18 protein-coding genes and 1 tRNA gene are annotated in these 24,788 nt (G+C 43.9%); 8 read left to right on the top strand and 11 right to left on the bottom strand.

Going from position 1 to position 24,788, the window contains the following annotated elements:
• Positions 1 to 60: 60 nt before the first annotated feature.
• Positions 61 to 939 (top strand): alpha/beta hydrolase, encoded by an 879-nt coding sequence (locus tag J0X13_RS07680; RefSeq protein WP_207070883.1) that lies wholly within the window; start codon positions 61 to 63, stop codon positions 937 to 939.
• Positions 940 to 1,209: 270 nt separating this feature from the next.
• On the opposite strand, the gene J0X13_RS07675 is transcribed toward J0X13_RS07680, so the two are convergent.
• Complete coding sequence (locus J0X13_RS07675; RefSeq protein ID WP_207070882.1) at positions 1,210 to 1,569, bottom strand: hypothetical protein; 360 nt, start codon at positions 1,567 to 1,569, stop codon at positions 1,210 to 1,212.
• A 466-nt stretch (positions 1,570 to 2,035) separates the two neighbouring features.
• On the opposite strand from J0X13_RS07675, the gene J0X13_RS07670 reads away from it, so the two are divergent.
• Positions 2,036 to 4,159: an elongation factor G gene (locus J0X13_RS07670; RefSeq protein ID WP_207070881.1), complete on the top strand. Its 2,124-nt coding sequence runs from the start codon at positions 2,036 to 2,038 to the stop codon at positions 4,157 to 4,159.
• 108 nt (positions 4,160 to 4,267) lie between these two features.
• On the opposite strand, the gene J0X13_RS07665 is transcribed toward J0X13_RS07670, so the two are convergent.
• Positions 4,268 to 4,340: transfer RNA gene (locus tag J0X13_RS07665), tRNA-Met, on the bottom strand.
• 113 nt (positions 4,341 to 4,453) lie between these two features.
• Here J0X13_RS07665 and J0X13_RS07660 point away from each other — a divergent pair.
• Positions 4,454 to 5,818 (top strand): alanine/glycine:cation symporter family protein, encoded by a 1,365-nt coding sequence (locus J0X13_RS07660; protein WP_207070880.1) that lies wholly within the window; start codon positions 4,454 to 4,456, stop codon positions 5,816 to 5,818.
• Positions 5,808 to 6,689, top strand: coding sequence for a GTPase Era (gene era, locus J0X13_RS07655; protein ID WP_207071435.1), 882 nt, complete (start codon positions 5,808 to 5,810; stop codon positions 6,687 to 6,689). The genes J0X13_RS07660 and era overlap by 11 nt, the downstream gene beginning before the upstream one ends.
• Here the strand turns inward: era and J0X13_RS07650 are convergent.
• Positions 6,686 to 7,201: a GTP-binding protein gene (locus J0X13_RS07650; RefSeq protein ID WP_207070879.1), complete on the bottom strand. Its 516-nt coding sequence runs from the start codon at positions 7,199 to 7,201 to the stop codon at positions 6,686 to 6,688. The two genes, era and J0X13_RS07650, sit on opposite strands and share 4 nt — an antisense overlap.
• Before the next feature lie 76 nt (positions 7,202 to 7,277).
• Here J0X13_RS07650 and der point away from each other — a divergent pair, with 76 nt between their 5' ends.
• Positions 7,278 to 8,579, top strand: a complete 1,302-nt coding sequence (der, locus tag J0X13_RS07645; protein WP_207070878.1) for a ribosome biogenesis GTPase Der — start codon at positions 7,278 to 7,280, stop codon at positions 8,577 to 8,579.
• On the opposite strand, the gene pbpC is transcribed toward der, so the two are convergent.
• The 8 genes from pbpC to J0X13_RS07605 form a co-directional block, all read right to left on the bottom strand.
• Positions 8,580 to 10,952, bottom strand: a complete 2,373-nt coding sequence (gene pbpC / locus J0X13_RS07640; RefSeq protein ID WP_207070877.1) for a penicillin-binding protein 1C — start codon at positions 10,950 to 10,952, stop codon at positions 8,580 to 8,582.
• A 7-nt stretch (positions 10,953 to 10,959) separates the two neighbouring features.
• Positions 10,960 to 16,518 carry an alpha-2-macroglobulin family protein gene (locus tag J0X13_RS07635; RefSeq protein WP_207070876.1) on the bottom strand — a complete coding sequence of 1,853 codons (5,559 nt, stop codon included), beginning with the start codon at positions 16,516 to 16,518 and terminating at the stop codon, positions 10,960 to 10,962.
• A 267-nt stretch (positions 16,519 to 16,785) separates the two neighbouring features.
• Complete coding sequence (locus J0X13_RS07630; RefSeq protein WP_207070875.1) at positions 16,786 to 17,277, bottom strand: hypothetical protein; 492 nt, start codon at positions 17,275 to 17,277, stop codon at positions 16,786 to 16,788.
• A gap of 54 nt (positions 17,278 to 17,331) precedes the next feature.
• Positions 17,332 to 18,120: a TPM domain-containing protein gene (locus tag J0X13_RS07625; RefSeq protein WP_207070874.1), complete on the bottom strand. Its 789-nt coding sequence runs from the start codon at positions 18,118 to 18,120 to the stop codon at positions 17,332 to 17,334.
• Positions 18,101 to 18,538, bottom strand: coding sequence for a TPM domain-containing protein (locus J0X13_RS07620; RefSeq protein ID WP_207070873.1), 438 nt, complete (start codon positions 18,536 to 18,538; stop codon positions 18,101 to 18,103). Before J0X13_RS07620 ends, J0X13_RS07625 begins: the two co-directional genes overlap by 20 nt.
• A 3-nt stretch (positions 18,539 to 18,541) precedes the next feature.
• Positions 18,542 to 19,141: a LemA family protein gene (locus J0X13_RS07615; protein ID WP_207070872.1), complete on the bottom strand. Its 600-nt coding sequence runs from the start codon at positions 19,139 to 19,141 to the stop codon at positions 18,542 to 18,544.
• A gap of 19 nt (positions 19,142 to 19,160) precedes the next feature.
• The gene (locus tag J0X13_RS07610; protein WP_207070871.1) at positions 19,161 to 19,490 is read right to left on the bottom strand and encodes a MerR family transcriptional regulator; all 330 of its coding nucleotides are present in this window, start codon (positions 19,488 to 19,490) and stop codon (positions 19,161 to 19,163) included.
• Positions 19,490 to 20,467, bottom strand: a complete 978-nt coding sequence (locus J0X13_RS07605) for a M23 family metallopeptidase (protein ID WP_207070870.1) — start codon at positions 20,465 to 20,467, stop codon at positions 19,490 to 19,492. The genes J0X13_RS07610 and J0X13_RS07605 overlap by 1 nt, the downstream gene beginning before the upstream one ends.
• 104 nt (positions 20,468 to 20,571) lie before the next feature.
• On the opposite strand from J0X13_RS07605, the gene alaS reads away from it, so the two are divergent.
• From alaS to J0X13_RS07590, 3 genes are read left to right on the top strand one after another with little or no spacing between them, the layout of a single operon-like run.
• Positions 20,572 to 23,184, top strand: a complete 2,613-nt coding sequence (gene alaS / locus J0X13_RS07600) for an alanine--tRNA ligase (protein WP_207070869.1) — start codon at positions 20,572 to 20,574, stop codon at positions 23,182 to 23,184.
• Positions 23,184 to 24,131, top strand: a complete 948-nt coding sequence (locus J0X13_RS07595) for a GSCFA domain-containing protein (protein ID WP_207070868.1) — start codon at positions 23,184 to 23,186, stop codon at positions 24,129 to 24,131. The genes alaS and J0X13_RS07595 overlap by 1 nt, the downstream gene beginning before the upstream one ends.
• Entirely contained in the window at positions 24,132 to 24,746 is a 615-nt protein-coding gene (locus tag J0X13_RS07590) for a DUF4230 domain-containing protein (RefSeq protein WP_207070867.1), read from the top strand.
• Positions 24,747 to 24,788 lie beyond the last annotated feature (42 nt).

Below are 24,788 nucleotides of genomic sequence, written 5' to 3'. Positions count from 1 at the left end.
TGAATGGCCTAAGTACACCTTATATTAGATCGGGTACTTTAATTGAAAATATCAATATTTATGCAAAAATACTCACTGCTTCTTCTTTGGCTTGTTATCAATAGCACGCTATTTGGTCAAAGTAAGGTCATGGAAAGCCAGGTTATGAAGAGTGCCCTTTTAAAGACAGAGGTCAGATATTCCATTTACTTACCGGATGGCTATGAAAATTCCGAACGCTATTATCCCGTAGTTTATCTATTGAACGGTTATACAGGTGACGAAACAAGTTGGATTGAATCTGGAGCAATGCAATGGATAGTTGATCGTGAAATAGAACAGGGAAATATCCAAAAAATGGTGATTGTAATGCCGGATGGGGATGACAGACTCTACATGAACAGATCGGACGGCACTTACCCATATGAGGATATGTTTATGAAGGAATTGCTCCCCTATATTCAAAACAATTACCGTATTCGTACAGGAAAACGATATACGGGGATTAGCGGCCTTTCCATGGGCGGGGCCGGTTCCTTAAAACTGGCATTGAAATATGACGAACATTTTGGGGCATGTGCCGCATATAGCTCTGCTATATTTACGGAGGAATCCGTTACTGCTTCCGACCAAGAAGCCATGGATGGGTATATTTCAAAAGCAATGCCCGATATGGTAGGCACCAAGGGTAAAAAAAGATTAGGTGAAAGCTATAGGGAATATGATGTGATTCAGTTGGTGAAAAACAAGGATCCGGAACGTTTAAAAACAGTTAAAATATATTTTGATTGTGGGGATGACGATTTTCTTACGCTCGGAAATGCCCAATTGCACAAAGAGCTGGTAGTTAGGCAAATACCTCATGAATACAGGGTCCGGGATGGTGCACACACTTGGCCTTTTTGGCGTGAGTCTTTGCCAGTGGGCTTAAAATTTATAAGTGATTCCTTTTGGAAATAGGTATACTGTACGAGCTCTTTTTTCGATAAAAAACAGGGTCGCATTACATAACAATTCAAAGGGTACTTAATTTAAAGTTTGATTGTGGAACTCATTACAATGAATTGTAAGCTTCCCCTACATAGATTTTTCTAAAATTTCATCCAAATCATCGTTTATTCGAACTTTGACGCTTTAGTATCCTACATCCCAAAGAAGGTAATTGAGTTTTTGCAAATTTGGAATAGACGACACCGTTCCCAAATTATTTTTACAACTACAGGGGATTCACTATTCTTCCCGTATTTCAAAAATGGCCTTGATTCTTACGGTGGTATAAACAGGATTTATATCACATGGAATCAAGGAAATGGGATTTTCTTCTCTATCCGCTATTGGGGCCAAGTCCCATTTTATGAACTGATACCCATCTGCAGGAATGGCAAAGTATTCGATAACCTGAAAAGGCATTAACCCGTTAAGCCCAAATGAATTGACATATTCCGATCTAGTGACAATTCCAGCTCCTTGGGGTATTACTTCAACAATGAAGTTGATGTTTCGGCCACATGTAGGGTCTGGTGAAAATTCAAATGAGTCATCGCCACTACAATTGGAAAAGGCGAATAAGGCTATGAATGCTACAGCCATGTATGTGAAAAACCTCCGAGACATTTTACCGTTATTATTTGATAAAAATATTTTCGGAGCTTACAAAAAACAATGACCTGAATCACATCGTTTATTTGAACTTTTAAAAATAATCAATATTAGATGTTGAAACACTAAATCATATGTTACTTACAGCATCTTCAAAACACCTTTATAATTTGGTGTCAATCCAATGGTCTGCCTTTAATATGGGTATCTATAAAACTATGGACACCTTTATCTGTTCGTTTTTCAGTAAACTCCTTATTAGCTTCCTTATTTCAGGCCAAAACGCTTTGGGTACATGTCTAAAGAATAGCTATTGGATTTATATTTTCATGGCAATTAATATCTGTTTTGTTCACCAAGCCTCTTTTTTTATTGATCAACATGGATAAAAGTCATGTTTTTTTTAAATCCGCACCTTTATTTTTAAAGATGCGAACTGAAAAAACAAATAACAATCATGAAAGTTTACGATGACAAACATATCAAGAATGTGGTATTCGTAGGTGCCCATGGAAGCGGTAAAACCACACTCGCCGAAACCATGCTGTTCGAGGCTGGCCTGATCAACCGCCGTGGAACGGTAGAAAGCAAGAATACCGTATCGGATCACCATGACATAGAACACGAACGCGGGACATCGGTCCTTGCCACCCCACTGCATACCGAGTGGCGCAACTACAAGATCAACATTATCGACACCCCCGGACTTGACGATTTTATCGGAGAGATCCTTTCTTCCATTCGTGTGGCCGATTCTATCGTGACCGTTATTAATGCTCGGTATGGTGCGGAGATAGGCACAGAGATCATTTGGAACTATATTGCCCGCTACAACAAACCCACCATATTTGTCATCAATCAGATTGATCATCCCAATGCGGATTTCGAGAATAGTTTTAAAGGAATCCGCTCCCTTGTCGGATCCAATGCCGTAAAAATTCAATATCCATTGATCATCGATGGGGCGCAGTGTATTGTGGACGTACTTAAAATGAAGCTTTACAAATTTGGTCCCGACGGCGGAAAACCCGAAAAATTGCCGATCCCCGATAACCAAAAAGAACTGGCAAACCAATTGCACAACGAATTGGTCGAAAAGGCCGCCGAAAACGACATGGACCTATTGGAACTCTTTGTGGAGAAGGGAACGTTGAGCGAAGAAGAACTGCGACAAGGCATTAAACTAGGCATGCTCAATCATGAACTCTTTCCCGTTTTCTGCGTTTCGGCCCTTCAGGATATGGGCAGCGGCCGACTTATGGGCTTTATAGATAATGTTGCCCCGGCCGCGGGCGATATGAAACCGGAGCAGAGCGTCGAGGGTAAAACCGTAAAGCCATTGCCTACGGAACCTACTGTGCTTTTCGTATTTAAGACGGAATTTTTGCCAAATGTGGGCCAGATTACATTTTTTAAGGTAAAATCCGGAGAACTCAAAACAAACGACAAGCTGGTCAATGCCCGGAACGATGAAACGGAGACATTCAATCAATTGTTTATCATGGACGGCAAGGAGCGCCGGCCAGTTTCAAAATTGAGCGCCGGTGATATCGGTGCCTCGCTCAAACTAAAACATACCGAAACCAACGATACTTTGCACACCGAAGGACATCCGGTAACCATCAAGCCTATTCAATATCCCGAGGCCCGTGCCCGGAGGGCGGTGGCCGCTGTTGAAAAGCATGATGAGGAAAAAATGATGGAGGCCCTTAAAAAAATACACAGCGAAGATCCCACGGTGGTGGTTTCTTATTCCAATGAGTTAAAACAGCAGATCTTGGCCTGTCAAGGCGAGTTACAACTATCCGTTATCAAATGGACCTTAGAAAACGGGTATGGAGTCAAGGCCAATTTTTCGCGACCCCGTATTGCGTACCGCGAAACCATAACCCAGCCTGCTACGGCTAGCTATCGCCATAAGAAACAATCGGGCGGGGCTGGTCAGTTTGCGCAGGTACATATGAAGATCGAACCCTGGTACCAGGATATGGCCGAGCCCGAGGGCTTTAATATAAGGGGAAAAGAAGAGGTGGAACTACCTTGGGGCGGTAAATTGGTCTTTTATAACTGTATTGTTGGCGGTGTTATCGATCTGCGGTTTTTACCTTCGATAAAAAAGGGAATTTTGGAAGTGATGGAATCCGGTCCTTTGACCGAATCCTATATCCGTGACGTTCGTGTCATGGTCTACGATGGCAAGATGCACACGGTCGATTCCAATGACATTGCTTTCAAGATCGCGGGAGCCCACGCTTTCAAGGCCGCCTTTTTGAATGCAAGACCCAAACTTCTGGAACCCATCCGTAACCTTAATGTAAAAGTTCCGGAAGATGCTGTTGGGCAGGTCATGACCGATCTGCAATCGCGTCGGGCCGTTATTTTGGGAATTGAAAGTGCCGATCAATATCAGATTCTACGGTGTACCGTTCCTGAAGCGGAACTTTACGGATATTCTACCGAGCTAAGGTCGCTTACACAGGGCAAAGCCACATTCCAGGCTACCTTTTCGGCATTTGAGCCCGTTCCAGGAAACATCCAGGAAAAAATCGTAAAGGAAAAACATCATCCTGTGAATGCGTGATTTGGATTTAGTCCCCAAATAGCGTGTCGGACACTACGGTCGACCCTTCCCGGTCAGGTATAAAAAAAGCCATTCATCTGTTTTTCAGGTGAATGGCTTCTGATGTAGTAGCGGGGACTGGACTCGAACCAGCGACCTTCGGGTTATGAGCCCGACGAGCTACCTACTGCTCTACCCCGCGATGTGGACGGCAAATATACAACCCTTTTTACTTCTTTTCCAAACTAAACTTAATATTCCTTTTTCACTAGGGACTAAACCGAGCAAAATCCATAAATTCGGCGTTTTGACTTTATGGACGCAATCAACGATTTTATATCCTCCCTTTTACCTTACACAGAATGGCCCATGTTCATTCTATTGATTGGTGGGGGACTATTTTTGGCCTTTTATTCAAAATTTGCACCCTTTCGGCATTTTGGTCATGCAATAGCGGTTGTATCCGGTAAGTACGATGATAAAAATGCAAAAGGAGATGTAAGTTCGTTCCAGGCATTGTCCGCTGCGGTTGCTGCTACGGTGGGCTTGGGGAATATATCCGGGGTGGCCATTGCCATTCACGATGGGGGCCCTGGTGTGGTCTTCTGGATCTGGATGACCGCACTTTTGGGGATGGGCATCAAATATTATTCGGGCAGTTTGGCCATTATGTACCGAGGTACCGATTCCGATGGACATATGCAGGGTGGGCCAATGTTCTATATCACTCAAGGGATGGGCAAATGGGCAAAACCCATGGCCATATTTTTCAGTATTTGTGGGTTGTTCGGATTTTTGGGCGTCTTTACCGCCAATCAGTTTACCGAAGCTTTTATGGGTGTTGTGCAACCCCACGAGACCCTTTTGGCCACCAGCGAATTCAATTGGAAACTCGGAATAGGCTTTTTTCTTGCCATTATCACCTCTATTGTCATATTTGGCGGATTGACCAAGATAGCCAAAGTAGCTTCGGCCATAGTGCCTTTTATGGTGGGGATTTATCTTTTGGCGGTCGTTTTTGTGATGGCAAGTCACGCTGGGGAAGTTTGGCCCGCCTTAAAAATGATCTTGGTCGAAGCTTGGAATTTCGACTCTGCCGTTACGGGCGGTTTCTGGGGTCTCGTGATTGTAGGTGTTCGCAGAGCGATGTTCTCGAACGAAGCAGGTCTCGGTAGTGCACCCATGTACCACGGGCAATCCCGTAACGACGAACCGGCAAAAGAAGGGCTCGTGGCCATGTTGGGTCCGTTTATCGATACTATATTAGTGTGTACCTTTACGGCGGTGGTCATTATTTTAAGCGGGGCCTATCTCGAGGATGGTAGTGGAATCACCATGACGATGACCGCTTTTGAGACCACGCTATATGGAATAGGAGATGTGCTTCTTATGGTCATTGTGGCTGCATTTGCCTTGTCGACCCTGTTTACGTATTCGTACTATGGCGTTAAGAGTTTGTCATTTTTGACCAACGCCAAAATTGGAAAATGGTACAATGTATTTTTTATAGTGATGATTGTTTTTGCGGCAATCGCATCTTTAAAATTGGTGAAAAACCTGATTGACCTATCATATGCATTGATGGTCATTCCCAATATGATAGCTGTGCTGTATCTTTCACCAAAAGTGAACGCAGCATCCAAACAATATTTTGAAAAAAGAAAGAAAGGTGGCGCATAAATCTGGATTTGTAAATATTATCGGGAATCCCAATGTGGGCAAGTCCACATTGATGAATGCCTTCGTGGGCGAAAAACTGTCCATTATTACCTCCAAGGCACAGACTACCCGTCATCGTATTCTGGGGATAGTCAACGGAGATGATTTCCAAGTGATTTTGTCCGACACGCCCGGTATCATAAAACCCGCATATGAACTGCAAAGTTCCATGATGGATTTTGTGAAATCCGCTTTTGAGGATGCAGATGTGTTGCTCTATATGGTGGAAATAGGGGAGAAAGCCCTTAAGGATGAAGGCTTCTTTAAAAAAATACAGAACAGTAAAATACCTGTGTTATTGCTCCTCAACAAGATAGATACATCCGACCAGGAAAAGCTCGAAGAGCAAATGCAATATTGGCAGGAACAATTGCCCAATGCGGAGATCCATCCCATTTCCGCTCTGGAAAACTTTAACGTCACCGAAGTGTTCAACCGTATTTTGGAGCTATTGCCAGAAGGACCTCCGTATTATCCAAAAGACCAAATGACGGACAAGCCCGAGCGCTTTTTCGTGAACGAGACCATCCGCGAAAAGATCTTGCTCAATTATAAAAAGGAAATCCCTTATTCCGTTGAGGTGGAGACCGAGGAGTTCTTGGAAGATGAGGATATCATCAGGATCCGTTCTGTGATCATGGTGGAGCGCAATACACAAAAAGGAATCATCATCGGGCACAAGGGAAGTGCGATTAAAAAAGTAGGGGTGGAGGCCCGTAAAGACCTGGAAAAATTCTTTGCCAAACAGGTCCATATCGAACTTTATGTAAAAGTAAACAAGAACTGGCGAAGTAATTCCCAACAGCTCAAGCGCTTTGGGTACAATGGCTAGGCATCGTTGTTGATGCGTTCAAAGGGAGCAATGGTGTCCCGAACAAATTGCTTTAGCTGCTCCATTTGTCCTTTTCCTTTCGATTTTCCCATACGACCAAAGGCGTAAAGTGCGAACCAAACAACCACTAAAAAGAACATGCCCACTAACCAAAAGGTAATGTCCTTGCCCAAGGAATAGTTGGAATAAGCAAAAATTCCCAGAATGATAAAAACCGTACCGACACCAAAATGCAAGAACATAAAAAAGGTCCAAAGGGTGGGGTTGGGGCCAAAAACACCGCGAATATTGCTCACACCCTCCTCAAATGAGGAAAGCTCCAGATGAAGTTGCGGCGTCCAAAAAGTAGTTTCAGCCTTTTTGAACTTGACAAAAATGTGCTCGTCCAGTCTTTTTACCAAAAACGGATTCGCCGAGGCGTTATCAAAAATGGACTCCAATTGTTCTAAATTTGCCTTCAGGGAGACACGAAAACGGGGCCGTAAAACTATCTCGTTGGTCAAGTCGCTCATAATCATTTGAAAATGATGAAAAAAGGTATCATTTTTTCTTCATAATAAATGGTATTTTTGCCAAAAATTAAACCTAATGGGAGCTATCGTAGCCATTGTAGGAAGACCCAATGTTGGGAAGTCCACTTTTTTTAACCGACTCATTCAGCGCCGTGAAGCGATTGTCGATGCCGTAAGTGGTGTTACACGGGACCGCCATTACGGCAAAAGTGATTGGAACGGCAAAGAGTTTTCTTTGATTGATACCGGTGGTTACGTGGTAGGTAGCGACGACGTGTTTGAAAAAGAGATCGACAAACAAGTTGAACTGGCCATTGATGAGGCGGATGCCATCATTTTTATGGTGGATGTGGAATCGGGAGTAACAGGTATGGACGAAGATGTCGCCAAGCTCCTGCGCAGGGCCGATAAGCCTACTTTTTTGGCTGTCAACAAAGTGGACAACAACAAACGATTGGCCGATGCCGTAGAGTTTTATTCTCTGGGATTGGGTGAATACTATACCATATCCAGTATTAATGGTAGCGGTACAGGAGACTTATTGGATGCCCTTGTGGAAGTGCTTCCCGACGAAGCGGAAGAAGAAAGTGAGTTGCCCAGGTTCGCTGTTGTAGGAAGGCCAAATGCGGGAAAATCATCCTTTATCAATGCATTGATAGGTGAGGATAGATATATTGTTACTGACATTGCGGGGACAACCCGTGATAGTATCGATACCAAATACAATCGGTATGGGTTCGAGTTCAATTTAGTGGATACTGCCGGTATCCGCAGAAAGTCCAAAGTAAAGGAGGATTTGGAGTTCTACTCCGTAATGCGTTCGGTTCGTGCCATAGAACATTGTGATGTATGTATTTTGATGTTGGATGCCACTAGAGGTTTTGATGGACAGGTACAGAACATATTTTGGCTCGCACAGCGCAACAATAAGGGCATAGTGATCTTGGTGAATAAATGGGATTTGGTGGAAAAAGAGACCAATTCGGTAAAAGAGTACACCAAAGGCATAAAAGAAGTGATCTCCCCTTTTGAAGATGTACCGATTTTGTTTATTTCAGTTTTGAACAAACAACGAATTTTCAAGGCTATCGAAACGGCTGTAGAAGTATACAATAACCGTTCAAGGCGCATCCCAACACGAAAGTTGAACGATATTATGCTTCCCATCATTGAAAAAACACCACCACCATCCACCAAAGGAAAGTATGTGAAGATCAAGTTCTGCACCCAATTGCCCACACCATATCCGCAGTTTGCCTTTTTCTGTAACTTGCCCCAATATGTGAAGGATCCTTACAAACGGTTTTTGGAGAATAAAATCAGGCAGAATTTTGATTTTACAGGAGTTCCCATGACCATTTTTATGCGAAAGAAGTAATTATTCGCCCGAAGCCAATCGAACTTGAATATTTTGTTGAATCCGGTTGCCCTTATCATCTACGGCTGTGAGCATATATTCCCCAGGTTCGACGGGTAGCATCAGCTCGTGAAAATTCTCGGTCTTGCCGACAAATAGTTCATCCAAATACCAATAAATGATGGCTTTGGATTGTTGGTGCGCCAGTTTTAGAATGATTTCTGATGTTTTGGTGCCCAAATCCTTCGGAAGTAGCACGACTTCGTTTTTCTTCGGGTAGATGAATTCCATCAAATTGTTTTCCAAAGTGGAACAACCTTCCAGATAAGGTGGTAAAGGTTTATAGTTTGGATTTGAAGAAGCATAATAATATTCGGGAATAGGGGGGAGCACCAACCAGTTTTTGGCTACCATATCTTCTAAAGGATAGCACTCTGAATTTACTCTATACTGTTCCGAAGCATCTAAAAACAACTGTTGATGATATGGGCATGGGCCACTTCTTGTACCATGTGTGGGGACCCATTCTTTTTTGATTTCATCACAATAAACCGAAGCACGAAATCCACTTTGGGCACAAACTTCCAGCTCAACAAGGTCATCAAAAGGTTCTTGGAACCAACCGCTTTGTGGTAGGGCGTCCAGCACATCAAAAAGTAGAGGGGCGGCGGCCGTGATGCCCGTAAGCCCCGGTCTGCCCTCGCCATCGGCATTGCCGGCCCATACCCCAATGGCGTATTTTGGCGTGACCCCCACGGCCCATGCATCTTTAAATCCGAAACTTGTCCCGGTTTTCCAGGCAATGGGTTGGGAAGAATCAAAAAATTGCCAATTTTCGTCGCCTTCAGGTCGGTTGACCTCGTACATGGACTGAAAAGTGTTGTAGATGGCCCCAGCGCCGAAAACCAAAGGGTCAAACTGTTCCTTGCCAAAATCCTTGGTCTCATTTTGTAAATAGGTAGCCTTGGTAAATTCTTGGTTTCTATACGTGCTGGAATGGGTCAAAAAATAATTTAGACTGGAGGCCATTGCGGCATACGTTGAGGTTACTTCCCAAAGGGAACTTTCCGCACCACCGAGAATCAAGGAGAGTCCATAGTAGGATGATGGTTTGTCCAAAGATTCCATCTTCATTTTGTGGAGCTTGTTATAGAACTTTTGAAGCCCATATGCACGTAACAAACGGACGGCGGGCACGTTCAGTGAACGGGACAGTGCTTTGCTTGCAGGTACCGCCCCAGCATGGCTCAAATCAAAGTTTTTGGGATTATATCCGTTGATCACCGTAGGAACATCTTCCACCAGACTGTTCGGTAACAATTGGCCTTCATTCAACAAGGAAGCAAATAAAAAGGGCTTTAAGGTACTGCCCGTGCTTCTTTTTTTTGTGATGATGTCCACATAGTTGGCGTGTGTTTCTTCCGAAGGCGAATTCCCCACATACCCGAGCACTTTACGGGTTTCTACATCCATTACCAAAATAGCCAAATTGTGTATCTCGTTGCTTTGCAATTGCCGATAATGCCGTTCTGCCAAAAGATTCAGTCGTTGTTGCAATGGTCGTTGCAGCGAAGTGGTGACACGTTTGCCAGGATGCTCGTTTCTGATACGTTCGGTAAGATGGGGCGCCACATCGGGCAAAGGGAAAGGTTTTTGTGGCAAAGGTTCGGCTACGGCCAATTCGTAGGTAGTCTCATCAATGACTTCTTTTTCCCATAGCTTTTTCAACAATCGGTTGCGCTTGTCCAAAAAAGCCTGTTCGTTTCTACCTGGGAAAATAAGGGCAGGTGCATTGGGCAAAACGGCCAAGGCGGCGGATTGTCCCCAGCTCAATTCGTGTGCTGGAATCCTAAAATAGCGCCAAGCCGCTGTCTCCAATCCTACGACATTACCACCATAAGGTGTGTGGGATGCGTATAGTTTCAAAATTTCTTCCTTGGAGTAGCGTAGTTCCAATCGGGTCGCCATAAATACTTCGATGAGTTTCTCCCAGTAGGTTCTGCTTTGGTTTTTTCTGCTCAATCTTATCACTTGCTGGGTGATGGTACTGCCGCCCCTTCTGGTTTCTTTGGTAAGATTATGCCCGATAGCCTTAAGGATGGAAATCGGATTAAACCCTGGATGCCGATAAAAATACTCGTCCTCAAAAAGTAGGATACTCTGCTTAAAGCGTTCGGGAACAGCATCCATTTTAGGAAATCGCCATTGGCCATCGTCCGCAATTCGTGCCCCGATGAGTGAGCCTTCCGAGCTTTCAACGACTGTGGATGTTGGGTCTTCGAACAGATTATTGGGCAGGCAAAACAACCATAAAGTCAAAACAATGGAAAATACACCGAACTTGATCTTATGGTTGATAAATATTCTCTTTACTGGCGATAAAAATTCACTCATTCAACAATTACTGAACTATTTTTACCCATTGCCCTTTGTTTCGGGCTTGATAGTTGTTGTCGTACATCGCTTCAGCCTGGGCTCCGGGTAAATAGTAATCGCCCAAGAACGATGCGTTCAACTTGATAGTAAAGGTTTTGGATTTTTTCGCGTCCAAATCAAAATACAAATGGGTTCGGTCATCCCGAGTATCCACATAATCCGCTTTGGATGCATTTTCATTATCACCGCTTACAAAAGAGTTGTCCACTATTTCCCATCCGCTGGGTATAATATGTGTCAAGGCAACATTGTCAATATAGTCGTCGGAACTGTTGAAAATGGTCACTTTTGCTTCGAACTCTGTTCCCTGTCGCAACTCGCCCACATTCACCGAGTTGCCAAGCGGATCTACGTAATTCACCGACAATCGTAGATTTTGTTGCTGTGCCAACTCCTCACCAACAGGTAATTTTCCAGTTTGTGTGAGGGTAACGTAGATGATATTTGCTTCGTTGTTTTTCACTTCGATGTCTTCTTTAAAGGAAGTAACGGAAAGTTCCCGTTGCGCTATGGCCCTATCGGTTTTAACATTGATATCCTTTCCATTACTGGTAAAGGTGAGGTCGATGGACCTGCCTCCATTTTTCATTACCATTTTCGACATGGCCAAGAGAGCAAACGCAGTTTCCTGTGTGCTGTACCACCGCTGTGATGATAAATTTTTGGCCAAGGAAATGGCCAGTTCCCTTTGTTGTGAGTCGCCCAATATGACCATGGTTTCCAACGCCATAGCTCGGTTTCGGAATACGGAACCATAGGTTCTATAATTGTAACTGTTGGGTGTGAAATTGATGCTTGCCTTTTGTGCAATGGCTTCTGCGACCTCTTTTTTGCCAACCAAGGCATAAGCGGCAGCCAATCTCCATTTAGCCTCGTTGCTGAGGTTTGCGGTTTCCCGTAAACGGTTCATCGCGGCCAGTTCGGGTTGTTGTGCCAAGGCCAAGGTGTACAAACGGTATGCTTGCGAAACATCATCGTTGTAATAGGTGCTCTGGTTGCTCCATTGGCGCGCGGCATTTTTTTGATATCTCAACCAATTGCTCAAGAACGTCAAGGGGAGTTGATACCCTTCTTTTTTGGCTTCCAACATAAAATGCCCTGCATAAGAGGTTCCCCAATCATCGGCAGCGCCATAACCGGGCCAGTAGCTCAATCCCCCATTGGGAATCTGGAAATCGCCCAACTTATCAATGGCAGCCTTTATGTTGTTCTCAATGTCCTTTTTTCTATCAAAAGTGATATCCAATACATCCGGCAAGAACAATTGAGGGAAGGCTGCGGAAGTGACCTGTTCCACGCATCCGTGAGGGTAACGCAACAGATAATCCATTCGTTTGGAGAAATCCATGGGTGGAAGCGTTGAGAATTCTATGAATGCTTCATTGGTTCCCGACGTACCAAAAGTTTCCATTGAGATGGTTTGAGAATCATTGGCCTCTAAAGTGTACAATTCGCTTTTGGTGGTAATAGGATTTGGGTTTTCCACATCGATTTCGGTCTCGTTGGACGCACTTTCCCCAGCTCCCGAAGCGGTAACTTTTATGGTTTGGAACGATGATGTTGGATTGACTTTAAAATCAAAATTGACGATCTGTTCCCCAACCGCATTGAAGATGATGTTTTTGGATGTTCCATTGATGGGTTCCAATGCCTTTCCTGCATCGATATTGACCGTTACGTTTTTTACTTTGGACTCCATTGCAAATACGGTAACGGGAATGGTCACCGTCTCTCCGGGAGATAATTTTCGTGGAATCGAAGTCAATACCATCAACGGCTTGCGGACAGGTGTGGTTTTCTCTGCATTGCCGTAAGCACTGTTCAAATTTCCTGCAACTACCATGGTTCGGACAGAGCCGACATAATTGGGCATGTCAATGGTGTGTACTGCTTTTTCTCCTGCTTTCAAGGTAAACGGGCCTAAATACGTCACCACTGGCTTGAAACGTTGTGCTTTTCGGTTTTTGCCACCTGCGCCAATGCCACCACCGCCAATGGCGTAAATATTGTCCACACTCACTGAGTAGGCTCCCATCACATCGTCAAATATATCGAAAGTCTTTACGCCCAGTGCTTGTCTAGCATAGAAAGAACTGTGAATGTCAGGAGTACTAAAACGGGTGAGGTCCAAAAGGCCATCATCCACAACCGCTAACGAATAGGTCATTGGTTTTTCGCCCGCTTCTGAAACTGTAACATTATATGATGTTTCCGGTTGCAGCACATTGGGCATACTGATCTGTGGCTCTAAAAATGTTGCGGGATTTTCTACCAAGAGCGGAACAACGCCGTACAATCGGATGGGCAGGTCATTTTTAGCCTGGCTGTGTGGTTGCAACAAGGAAATGTTCACATAGGCATTCGGTGCCATTTCCGCTGTAATCGGGATGGTGGCCCTAGTTTCTTTGGTAGAGGTTTCTATCCATTGTTGTGAGAGTACTTCGGTGCCATTTTCGATGCTGATCAGCGCACGGCCGCCGTTATCCGATGGGAAAGTGACTCTTGCTTCTTCTCCAAGGGTATATGTTTCCTTGTCGGTGGAGAAAATCAAAACTTTGGAGCTCTCGGCATCTGCAGATGCTGGTCTTCGCCACCAATTGCGGTAGAAATACGCGGTACGACCTGTGGCGTGACCGGAAACTTCATCGATTACCCGAATCAGAAAACGTCCGCCTTGCTCATCCGGGACATTGATATTGAAATTGGCCTTGCCATCACTTCCCGTAGTGATCTCCATTTCTTTGAAAGGTCGGTGAACGGTGGCATTTTCATAGCGTGATAGGTTGTCATACCCGCGGTTCCACCACCAGCGCCATTCAATTTTGAATACGTTCACTTTTAATTTTCGATTGCCCGATGGGTTTCCTTGCGCATCAACCGTAACCACATCAAATGTATTGTTATCGTCCGTTAAGAAAGACCCATATTGTTTGGCTTCTGGTGAACGGAGCCCTACAAAATTGGAAAACGGCGCCAAATTTTTGGAGAACACATCTATGGAAAAGTCGCCTCCACCTTCAAAAACCTTTGTGGTAAAGGTGGCTTGTAACATTCCTGGAGCATTGCCGTTCACATCTATTTTTTTGTTGATATCCAGTACGCCATTGGCATTCAAATTTGATGAAACCCACTGCAATTCGGTCTGGTTGAAGGTTCGCACGGGATCTTGGAAAATATAATTTCTATACTTTGGAAAGGCCGTGGAAGTTTGACTCAACGTGGCATTAATGTCGATTTTAAGGTTTCGGGCGGGAGCACCGTGCAACCATTTCACCTCGGCTTTTCCTCTGTTGAAGGAATTGGCTTCCAGTACTTCGTCATCAAAAGAGAAATCCACTTTTAATCGATTCGGCTTTACCGTGGCCACTTTTAAGGTTTTACTGAATTGCGCTCCCCCCACGATTACTTTGGCCGACCAATTCCCTGTTGGGGCCGTAGCTTCCGTTGGAATGGGGAAGTAGTAAAAATTCTTTTCTTTTTTTGCATACAAACCATCAGCAACTGGAATGCTTCCCTCTTTTAAAACATTTCGCTGTATCAATTTGCCGCGCGCATCGCTAATTTCCAAAGTCACCGGATGCCCTTTGGGCAAGGGATTGGCATTATCATCCAGAACAAAGGTTAAATGGATGACATCGCCTGGTCTGTGCACACCTCTTTCGGTATATAAATAGCCTTGTAGGCCTTTCTGGAGCTTTTCACCTGACACATCGAATTTACTAAGTGACAATGCATTGCCGTCCGCAAGTTTAGCGTAGGCAAAGTTGTTACTGTGCTCCGCTACGGCAAAAGCAAAGCCTTTGTCGCTATCGTAAACGGAAAGGCCTTTCGCATCGGTCGTGGTTTCGCCGACAAGTTGTTGCTGGTAATTATAGAGCTTTATTTTGGCGCCCGCCACGGGTTGGGTGGTAAGCAGATTGGTCACTGCAAAATGATGGGAGCGGTTGCTTCCTTTTTTAACGATTAGCCCCAAATCGCTTCCCAATAAATTGGTTGCGGCTATTCTATCGTAGTTGTAGTAGGCAGAGTGACAGGGATTGTCCCGCTGTTCCCAATTGTAGTCGTAGTTTCTGTAATCGTAGATTTCGTTGTCCCAATAGCGTTCTTCTTCCGAGGCCTCATCGGAGCTTTGCTCTAATGCATAGGCCGTAGGTGTTTCTTCGGTTGCAGCACTGTCCCCGCAATCGTATGTGGTATGCTCTTTCTTGAAACTGAACTCGACCCGATACAGCGAACCTGGATGTATTTTGATCAATTCGGATAAATCCAAACCGTGCGCCTGCCAATAGCTGGTATTTTTGTTTCCATCTTCCGTGAGCGGGATTACTTTATAGGCAACCCTGCGCCCCACCGGTCTAAAATCTGGACTGTAGTTTTCAGTCAAATCATAGAATTGGAGGTATTGAAGCATATTGTCCTCGTACACCTGAATCACTCGAACTTCAACTGCTGCAAGGTTGACCGTTTCAAAGTAAATTGGTGTGGAAGCTGCATTGGGCAGTATGCTTCCTTTGGAAATCAATCGAACGGCCGGTTTTAACTGCTCAAAAGAGACTAGCTCGGAGAAATTATCCTTCAAGGTAAATCCATATTCGCTTTTGATACCTTGAAAGGCATTGACGCGTACTTCGCCCAAAATCCGGTTGGAGGGGTATATACTCAAAACGTTTCCGTTGATTTCGTATCGTAGGCTTTCAGCGTTTTCAATGGTTACCAAACCATTCAGGTTTTGCTCTTGCTCCAAGGGTTCCGAGAAATTTAGGGTAAGCACTGCATTGGGTGCCGCTGTGGTTTTGGCGTCAACGATTACAAATTTGTTCTTGCCCGGTATGGGATAGGTTTCCGAACCTTGATTCTCAATATTGTAGGCGTCGCCTGTCCATTCGATTGTAAGTTCACTATCGTCCGTTTTTCTGGAAATGCTATCAATTCTGAAACTGAAGTACTGTGCATTATCCGAAATGTTGTCCCATTTTACGGGAATGTTTTCTTCTCCTTGCTTAACACTCAGTACCGTTTTTATTTTTGAGGCATCCAGCATGTCCGAAGCATCCAAAGTGCCCGTGAGGTACTGCCAATCTTTGCTGTAAGATTGCAAATCCCCCAGATTGACTCTAAAATTTGGCGCAATGGTCTTAAACTTAAAAGTGTAGGTCTTGAACTCACTCTCAATTTCCTCGAAGAGTTTGTCGAGCTTCAAACTAATGGTGTATTCGGTATTTGGTTTTAGGTGTTCTGTTGGCTGAAAGGTGAGCTGCCTGCCGTTTTCGATGATCAACTTGCCATCCACCTCTGGTGAAATGTCCAGATATTCCTTGGGAAGTTCTTGGGTCAATTCAAACTGCTCCAGTTGCTGGGCCAAGGCTATGGTAATGGGAGTGGAAATACTTTGGTTGGCATTGGTGTGATAGCTAATGTAATCCTTGAACTTAAAAAGGTTGTCCGTTTCCGAACCGTTCTTGTTTTTACAGGATGTGAAAAGGATGAAGAATGCAATAAGGAGCGCTTTATAGGACTGAAACATGTAGAAGAGAATATTTAATTCAGAATTTTATCTAACAGCAAGATAGTTAAAAATGGCCATTGGAAAACCTGATAGTTTACAGATGGCCTTATTGAATTTATAAATGGAACAAGTCTCGAGCTTTATCCCATCCCATTAATTTTTTTGTGCTGGATTTTCAAGGAACCGTACTTAAAAGATCCTTATGGGCAGTTTAACTATAATGTTTGATTCCTTTGTTGGCAAGGGAGCTCCAAATAAAAGAGGTGGCCCTCGGTTTATGAGGTTTTAATCAAGATTTGGAATATAGACAGTACTGAAAACGGGCAGAAACGAAGGTTCCACCAATTCATGTGAATAGTTGTCTAGGCTAAAACTCGCTATGGTCGTATATGGGCCGCAACATCCTCCATCATCGAGGAGACTTGTTTCAAAACTGACAGTGAACGAATCACCTTCGTAAAAATCTATTGTGAAACTTTTTTGACCAAACGATTCCGTAGAAATAGGAATGATCAAAAACATACCCATGTCAGGATATTCTTCAACCGTAAAGGTCACATCAGCACTTTTTTCATTCACTATTTCAATCAGGTTGATGTTGATAGTTCCATTGGCCAATAAGTCCTCATCGTTTTCTGGATTCAAAAACTTAAGATAAAGCATATTGTCCGCTGCAGCACAAAGAACGGCTGAACAATCTAAATCTATTGAATCGTTATCAGCATTGCATGAGAAGGCCAGAACCGTAACAAGTAGAAGAAGGATTTTCTTTGACATAACAGCTTTACCGAGAAGATGATGACAAGATGTTTTGGTTGCTTTCGCATGGATTTACCATCCGCCAGAGGCACCTCCGCCTCCAAAGCCTCCACCACCGAAACCGCCACCAAAACCACCGCTACCGCCAAAGCCTCCACTGCCAAAGCCACCGGAAGACCCGGAACTACGCCCCATGTTGCTAAGTATGATCATGTCCCAAATATCGAGCCCCCGGCCTCTACGGCCACCGCGACCACCGCCACCCTTGTTTTTGCGACTCCACAAAATAATAATGATCACAATAAAAATAATGATGGGAAAGAGGGCATCTATCGGGATTTTTTTGCCGCTACCAAAAGAGCGGTCCTCGGTAAATTCACCGGTTAAAACTTTAAAAATGGCATCGGAACCTTTGTCCAGACCGCCATAATAATCGCCCTTTTTAAATTCGGGGATAATAACGGTTTCTATAATGCGTCTCGACATTAAATCGGTAAGCCTGCCCTCCACACCATAGCCTGTGTTGATTGCAATTCTACGGTCGTCCCTGGCCAAAAGTATAAGCACACCATTATCCTTGTCCTCTTGTCCAATGCCCCACTTTTGTCCCCACTGTGCTCCCAAGAAATTGATTTCCTCACCTTCGGTAGAGCTTATAATGGCAACTACAATTTGGGTGGATGTACTATCGGAATATCGTACCAGCTTTTGCTCCAGTGCATTGCTCTGTGAAGGGGGCAACAGGTTCACATAATCGTAAACACTCGTTTCTTTTTGCGGCTTTTCGGGTATGGTAAACTGCCCCCAAGCTAGGGAAACCCATAAAAAAAACAGTAAAAAACTACCCTTTGGATATAGCATCTTTCAGTTCATTGGTGTCATCTTGGTCCCATGGGAAATGGGTTTGTAGTTCCTTGCCCGCCATTAGGATACCTTCAACAATTCCTTTTTTAAAATTTCCTTTTTTAAAGTGGGAGGCGATTACATCCTTGGTGGTGTCCCAAAATCCTTTGGGAACGGCCCTGTCAATACCCTCACCGCCATAGATCACAAATTTTCTGTCGTCCACGGCTACGTACAATAAAACACCGTTTCCTTCTTTGGTGTTATCCATTTTCAGGAAGTGGAATAGCTGTTGTGCCCTACTAAAGTGGTCTATTTTTGACGATGCCTCAATGTGCACCCGTATTTCACCAGAAGTATTGTTTTCGGCCTCAACAATGGCATTTACAATATCACTTTCTTCCTCAGCAGTCAAAAACTCTTCTACGTGCGACATAATTTAGTTGAATTCGAAGTTCACATCGGGGGCACTTTCGGAACCTGCATCCGATGCAAAGAGTGCCATAGGGTCAAAATTTCCAATGCTAGCCACTATGTTTGTCGGAATTTGTTGAATTTTAATATTGTATTCGCCCGCTAAATCATTAAAGCGGTTACGCTCCACATTGATTCTGTTCTCAGTGCCCTCCAATTGCGATTGAAGTTCCAAAAAGTTTTGGCTTGCCTTAAGGTCGGGATAACGCTCCACCGTAACCAATAATCTGGACAGAGCGGATGATAGCCCCGATTGCGCTTGTTGAAACTCTGCCATTTGTTCTGGCGTAATATTGTTTGCATCAATATTGGTGGATGTGGCTTTGGCCCTAGCTTCGATAACTTCCGAAAGGGTCTCACGTTCAAAATCCGCTGCACCCTGAACCGTTTTTACCAAGTTTCCGATCAAATCGCTCCTACGTTGGTAAGAACTCTCCACATTCGCCCATTGTTTGGTCGCCTGTCCTTTCATGTTGATGAGGTTGTTGTTGGTTCTTACATACCAGCCCACGATGATTACCCCCAATATTCCTAGGACAATAATGGCTATTATACCTTTTTTCATTTTTTATTGGTTAAAGTGTTTATAGTTGTTCTTTTATTTTCAGGAGCTCTGCTTTTACCTTTTGCAGTTTTTGAATCACCTCAAAATTGGAAAGGGCCTTTTGCTTCTCCTCTTTCAGATGGATTTTGGCTCCTTCCAAAGTAAATCCACGTTCTTTGACCAAGTGATAGATCAATTGAAGATTTTGGATGTCCTGTGGCGTGAACTTACGATTGCCTTTGGCATTTTTTTTGGGCTGGAGCAAATCAAACTCTTTTTCCCAAAAACGAATCAGGGAGGTGTTCACTCCAAAGGCTTTGGCCACTTCGCCAATGCCATAATATCGTTTTTCGGGTAGATCTATGTGCATTAATCCAGTGATTGGTTCTCTTGGTTTGCCAACCTGAGCATATTCTCGAATTCTTCAGCAGACAAACTTCCGTAATAGAAGTTAATGGGGTTGATGCGTTCCCCATCCTTGAACACTTCGTAGTGTACGTGTGGTGCTTGGGAACGTCCCGTGCTGCCAACAAAGCCGATGAGGTCACCTCTTTTGACTTTTTGGCCTACGGTAACATTGTATTTGCTCATGTGTCCGTACAAAGAGATGTAACCATACCCATGATCTATACGCACGTGTTTTCCGTATCCAGAAGATCTATTGTCGGCACGTACCACCTTTCCATCACCGGAAGCATATATCGGGGTTCCCCGCGGAGCGGTAAAGTCCATCCCCCAATGCATTTTACGTGCTTTGGTAAATGGGTCGGAGCGCCATCCATAACCGGAGGCCATTCGGGTAAGGTCTTCGTTGCTTACGGGCTGAATGGCAGGAATGGAAGCCAATAGTTTTTCTTTTTCTTCCGCTAATTTGGCGATTTCATCCAAGGATTTGGATTGTATGACCATTTCTTTCTGGATGATATCCAAGCGTTTGGTAGCATCGATGATTATCTCGGAATTGTTGAAGCCTTCAAGGTCCTTGTAGCGGTTTACCCCTCCAAAACCAGCTCTTCGCTGCTCCTCGGGTATGGGGTTGGCTTCAAAATATAATCTGTAAATATTGTTGTCCCTTTCCTCAATGTTTGCCAAAACCTGTTCCATTTGGTCCATTTTTCGGCTAAGGATGTCGTATTGGAGCTCATAATTGCGAACTTCACGTTCCAAGGAAAGCTCTTTTGGGGTATTTACCCATCGGGTGTTCAAAAGGATGATCAGTCCAAGGAAGCCGAACAACGCTGAGCCTAACAAGAACAGGAAAATATTCCTATATCGCTTGGATTTTTTCGGCTCAATCTTTCTGTACGAAAGTGTATCGGGATCGTAATAGTACTTTACTTTAGACATGAATGGATTTTATCCTATTTTTGCTCACTCATTTTAAACAGAACAAACAAATATAAAAATTGTTTTGCTTAAACTGTTAAATTTAAGAAAACCCTAGGAATTCAATGACATCCCAAGAAGTTAGAAACCAGTTTTTAAACTTTTTCAAAGAAAAGAACCACAAAATTGTACCATCGGCACCCATGGTGATGAAGGACGACCCTACCTTGATGTTCACCAATGCAGGTATGAACCAGTTCAAGGAGTACTTTTTGGGAAATTCGGTTCCTAAGAGCAAACGCCTTACCGATTCCCAAAAATGTTTGAGGGTAAGCGGTAAGCACAACGACCTCGAGGAGGTAGGTAAAGATACCTATCACCATACCATGTTCGAGATGTTGGGGAATTGGAGTATTGGGGATTATTTTAAAAAAGAAGCCATCGCATGGGCATGGGAATTGCTTACCGAGGTATATAAAATCGACAAGGATAGTTTATACGTTTCTGTTTTTGAAGGAAGCGAAGATGATGGATTGCCACTAGATCAAGAAGCATACGATTTATGGAAGGCGATTGTGCCCGAAGACAGAATCATCAAGGGAAACAAAAAGGACAACTTTTGGGAAATGGGTGATCAAGGCCCTTGTGGACCCTGCTCCGAAATTCATGTGGATATTCGTTCCAAAGAGGAAAAAGCAAAAGTTGATGGTGCTTCTTTGGTGAACCAAGACCATCCGCAGGTGGTGGAAATATGGAACTTGGTTTTTATGCAGTTCAACCGTAAGGCCAATGGTAGTTTGGAACCGCTTCCGGAAAAGCATATCGATACGGGAATGGGTTTTGAGCGTTTGTGCATGGTGCTGCAAGGCAAACAATCCAATTACGACACCGATGTTTTTACCCCTTTGATTCGCGAAGTGGAAATTATTACCGGAAAAAAATACGGTAAGGACGAAGAAACCGATATCGCCATCCGTGTTATATCCGATCACGTGAGAGCTGTAGCATTTTCCATTGCCGATGGGCAATTGCCGAGCAACACGGGTGCAGGTTATGTGATTCGAAGGATTTTACGCCGTGCCATTCGCTACGGATTCACCTTTTTGGATACCAACAAACCGTTTATTTACAGATTGGTAAGAGTTTTGAGCGAACAAATGGGCAAAGCTTTCCCAGAGTTGAAAGAGCAATACCAGTTGATAGAAAATGTGATCAAAGAGGAGGAAAGTTCCTTCTTGAGTACCTTGGAGCAAGGTTTGGTGTTGTTGGATTCCGTGATCAAATCATCAAAAGATAAAACCATTGCAGGGGATAAGGCTTTTGAACTGTACGACACTTTTGGATTTCCGATAGATTTGACCGCTCTGATCTTGGAAGAGAAAGGCTATCAATTGGACAAGGAAGGTTTCGAAAAAGCATTGAAAGCACAAAAAGACCGTTCCCGGGCAGCATCCGAAGTGTCCAAGGATGATTGGAATATCTTGAAGACAGATACCGAGCAGGAGTTCATCGGTTACGATAGTTTGGAAGCCGATGTGAAACTGGTAAAATACCGTAAAGTCACCAGCAAAAAGGAAGGGGATCAGTACCAAATGGTGTTCAATCTTACCCCGTTCTACGCCGAAGGCGGTGGTCAGGTTGGGGATAAGGGTTATTTGGAAGCATCCAATGGTGATGTAACCTATATCGTGGATACCAAAAGGGAGAACAACGAGATTGTGCATTTTGCAAAATCCTTGCCCAAGGAAGTTTCGGGAACCTTTAAAGCGGTGGTGGACAAAAAACAACGTTGGCGAACGGCCTGTAACCATACCGCCACGCACTTGTTGCATCAGGCATTGCGTGAAGTTTTGGGAACCCACGTGGAACAAAAAGGCTCTGCGGTACATTCCAAGTATTTACGATTCGATTTTTCCCATTTTTCAAAATTGACCACTGAAGAGCTCCGGGAAGTTGAAAACTTTGTAAATGCCCGTATCGATGGACACCTTCCTTTGGAAGAAAGCCGTAATGTCCCTATGAAGGAAGCTATGGAACAAGGTGCAATGGCACTTTTTGGAGAAAAATATGGTGATACGGTGCGAACCATACGTTTTGGGCAATCCATTGAACTTTGTGGTGGGACCCACGTGAAGAACACGGCCGATATCTGGCATTTTAAAATTGTTTCGGAAGGGGCGGTTGCTGCTGGAATTCGTAGAATTGAGGCCATTACTTCGGATGCCGTTAAAGAATTTTACTTCAACAATAACCGTATGCTCTTCGAGATCAAGGACATGTTGAAGAATTCTCAAGACCCTGTAAAATCCGTTGCCAGTTTGCAAGAAGAAAACCTAGCCCTGAAAAAACAGGTGGAGCAATTGTTGAAAGACAAGGCCAGGGGACTCAAAAATGAACTCATTGCTGAACTGGAAGAAGTAAACGGTATCCAATTCTTAGCCAAAAAAGTGGATTTGGATGCTGGAGGCATTAAAGATTTAGCCTTTGAAATGGGCGGTCAAGTGGATAAGCTGTTCCTGTTGCTTGCTTCCGAAAAGGATGGGAAAGCCATATTATCTTGCTACATTTCAAAAGATTTGGTGGCAGGAAAAGACTTGAATGCCGGAACCATTGTCCGCGAACTTGGGAAGTACATCCAAGGTGGTGGCGGTGGGCAACCCTTCTTCGCTACCGCCGGTGGCAAAAACCCTGCTGGAATTCCCGAAGCACTCGACAAAGTGAAGGAATACCTTTCTTAATGGAACTACAAACAAGAATACCTTTAACGCTCAGTGATAATCCCATCGATTATCAGAGTAAGCTGGTGTTGTTAGGGTCTTGTTTTGTTGAAAATATTGGAGCTAAGCTGGATTATTTTAAGTTCCAACACTTACAGAATCCCTTTGGGATATTGTTTCATCCCGTGGCCATTGAGAATTTGGTTCAACGAGCCATTGAGGAAAAAGCATATCAGCAAGAAGAGATTTTTGAACAGGATGGGGTTTGGCGCTGTTTTGATGCGCATTCCGATTTGCGTTCCGATAAACCCGAAGCATTGTTGCGCCTGTTAAATCAACGATTGAAGGGTGCCAAAGTTGGACTGGAAACCTCTTCCCATATCTTCATCACCTTGGGGACGGCTTGGGTGTACGAGTACAATTCGTCAGGCAAAACGGTGGCCAATTGCCATAAGGTTCCGCAGAAGCAATTCACAAAAAAGTTATTGACCGTAGCCGAGATTGAATCAAGTCTTCAAAATGTGATAGCGCTGATTCAAAAGGTGAATCCCAAGGCATATATTACCTTCACCATTTCGCCCGTTCGCCATTTAAAAGATGGTTTTGTGGAAAATCAACGCAGCAAGGCGCAGTTAATTACCGCTCTGCATCAAATAATAAATGGGCACAATGTGTCCTACTTTCCATCCTATGAAATTATGATGGACGAGCTACGGGATTACCGTTTTTATGGAACCGATATGGTCCATCCTAACCAACTCGCGGTGGATTATATTTGGGAACGTTTTAGGTCCGCTTGGATTTCCCAGGATGCTTACCCTGTTATGGATGAAGTGGATGCTTTTCAAAAAGGATTGCTGCACCGACCCTTTAACCCAGATTCCGAAGCCCATCAAAAGTTCAAAACATCGCTCCGTGCAAAAATTACGTATCTTCAAGAAAGGTATCCTTTCATGAAATTCGGTTAAATGAAGAAAGTATTATTTGGAGCACTAATTGCGTTAGCGTCGGTTTTGATCTATAAATCGTGCACCGATGACCGTGATCAAAAATCGATTTTGGAAGAAAATTCAATGCTGATTCGGCAGGAGTTACGGAATGTTTCCAAATTGGTGGTCACCGAAGGGCATTTTGCCGAGGTGTACAATTATAAGGATTCCAAAGAGCTGTTCGGTCCCTTGGTCACTGCCCATAAAAAAGCTTTGGTGGTGGTCAATGCCGATGTATCCATTGCCTACGATATGTCCAAAATCAAGTACGAAGTGGACGAAGGGCAAAAATTGCTCAAGATTACTCGGATACCCGAGCCGGAAATAAAGATCAGTCCCGATTTTGAGTATTACGATGTGACAGCAGATTACTTGAATCCCTTCAATGCGGATGATTATAATACGATAAAGCGAAACGTAAACGCATCTTTGATGGGTAAAATCGAGGCTTCCGCACTGCGTGCCAATGCGGAGAATCGCTTGGTGAGCGAGCTTTCACGAATTTTGGTGCTGACCAATACCATGGGCTGGACGCTGGTATACAACAACACTCCTGTGGAAAATACCGAGCAGTTGAAAACTTTTATCGATTGAGCTGTCACATTTCTTGATCTGATGCGTCTATTAGACACATCA

Source organism: [Muricauda] lutisoli (nom. illeg.) (assembly GCF_017313105.1).
GTDB lineage: Bacteria > Bacteroidota > Bacteroidia > Flavobacteriales > Flavobacteriaceae > Flagellimonas > Flagellimonas lutisoli.
This window is presented reverse-complemented; position numbering and strand designations above follow the sequence as displayed.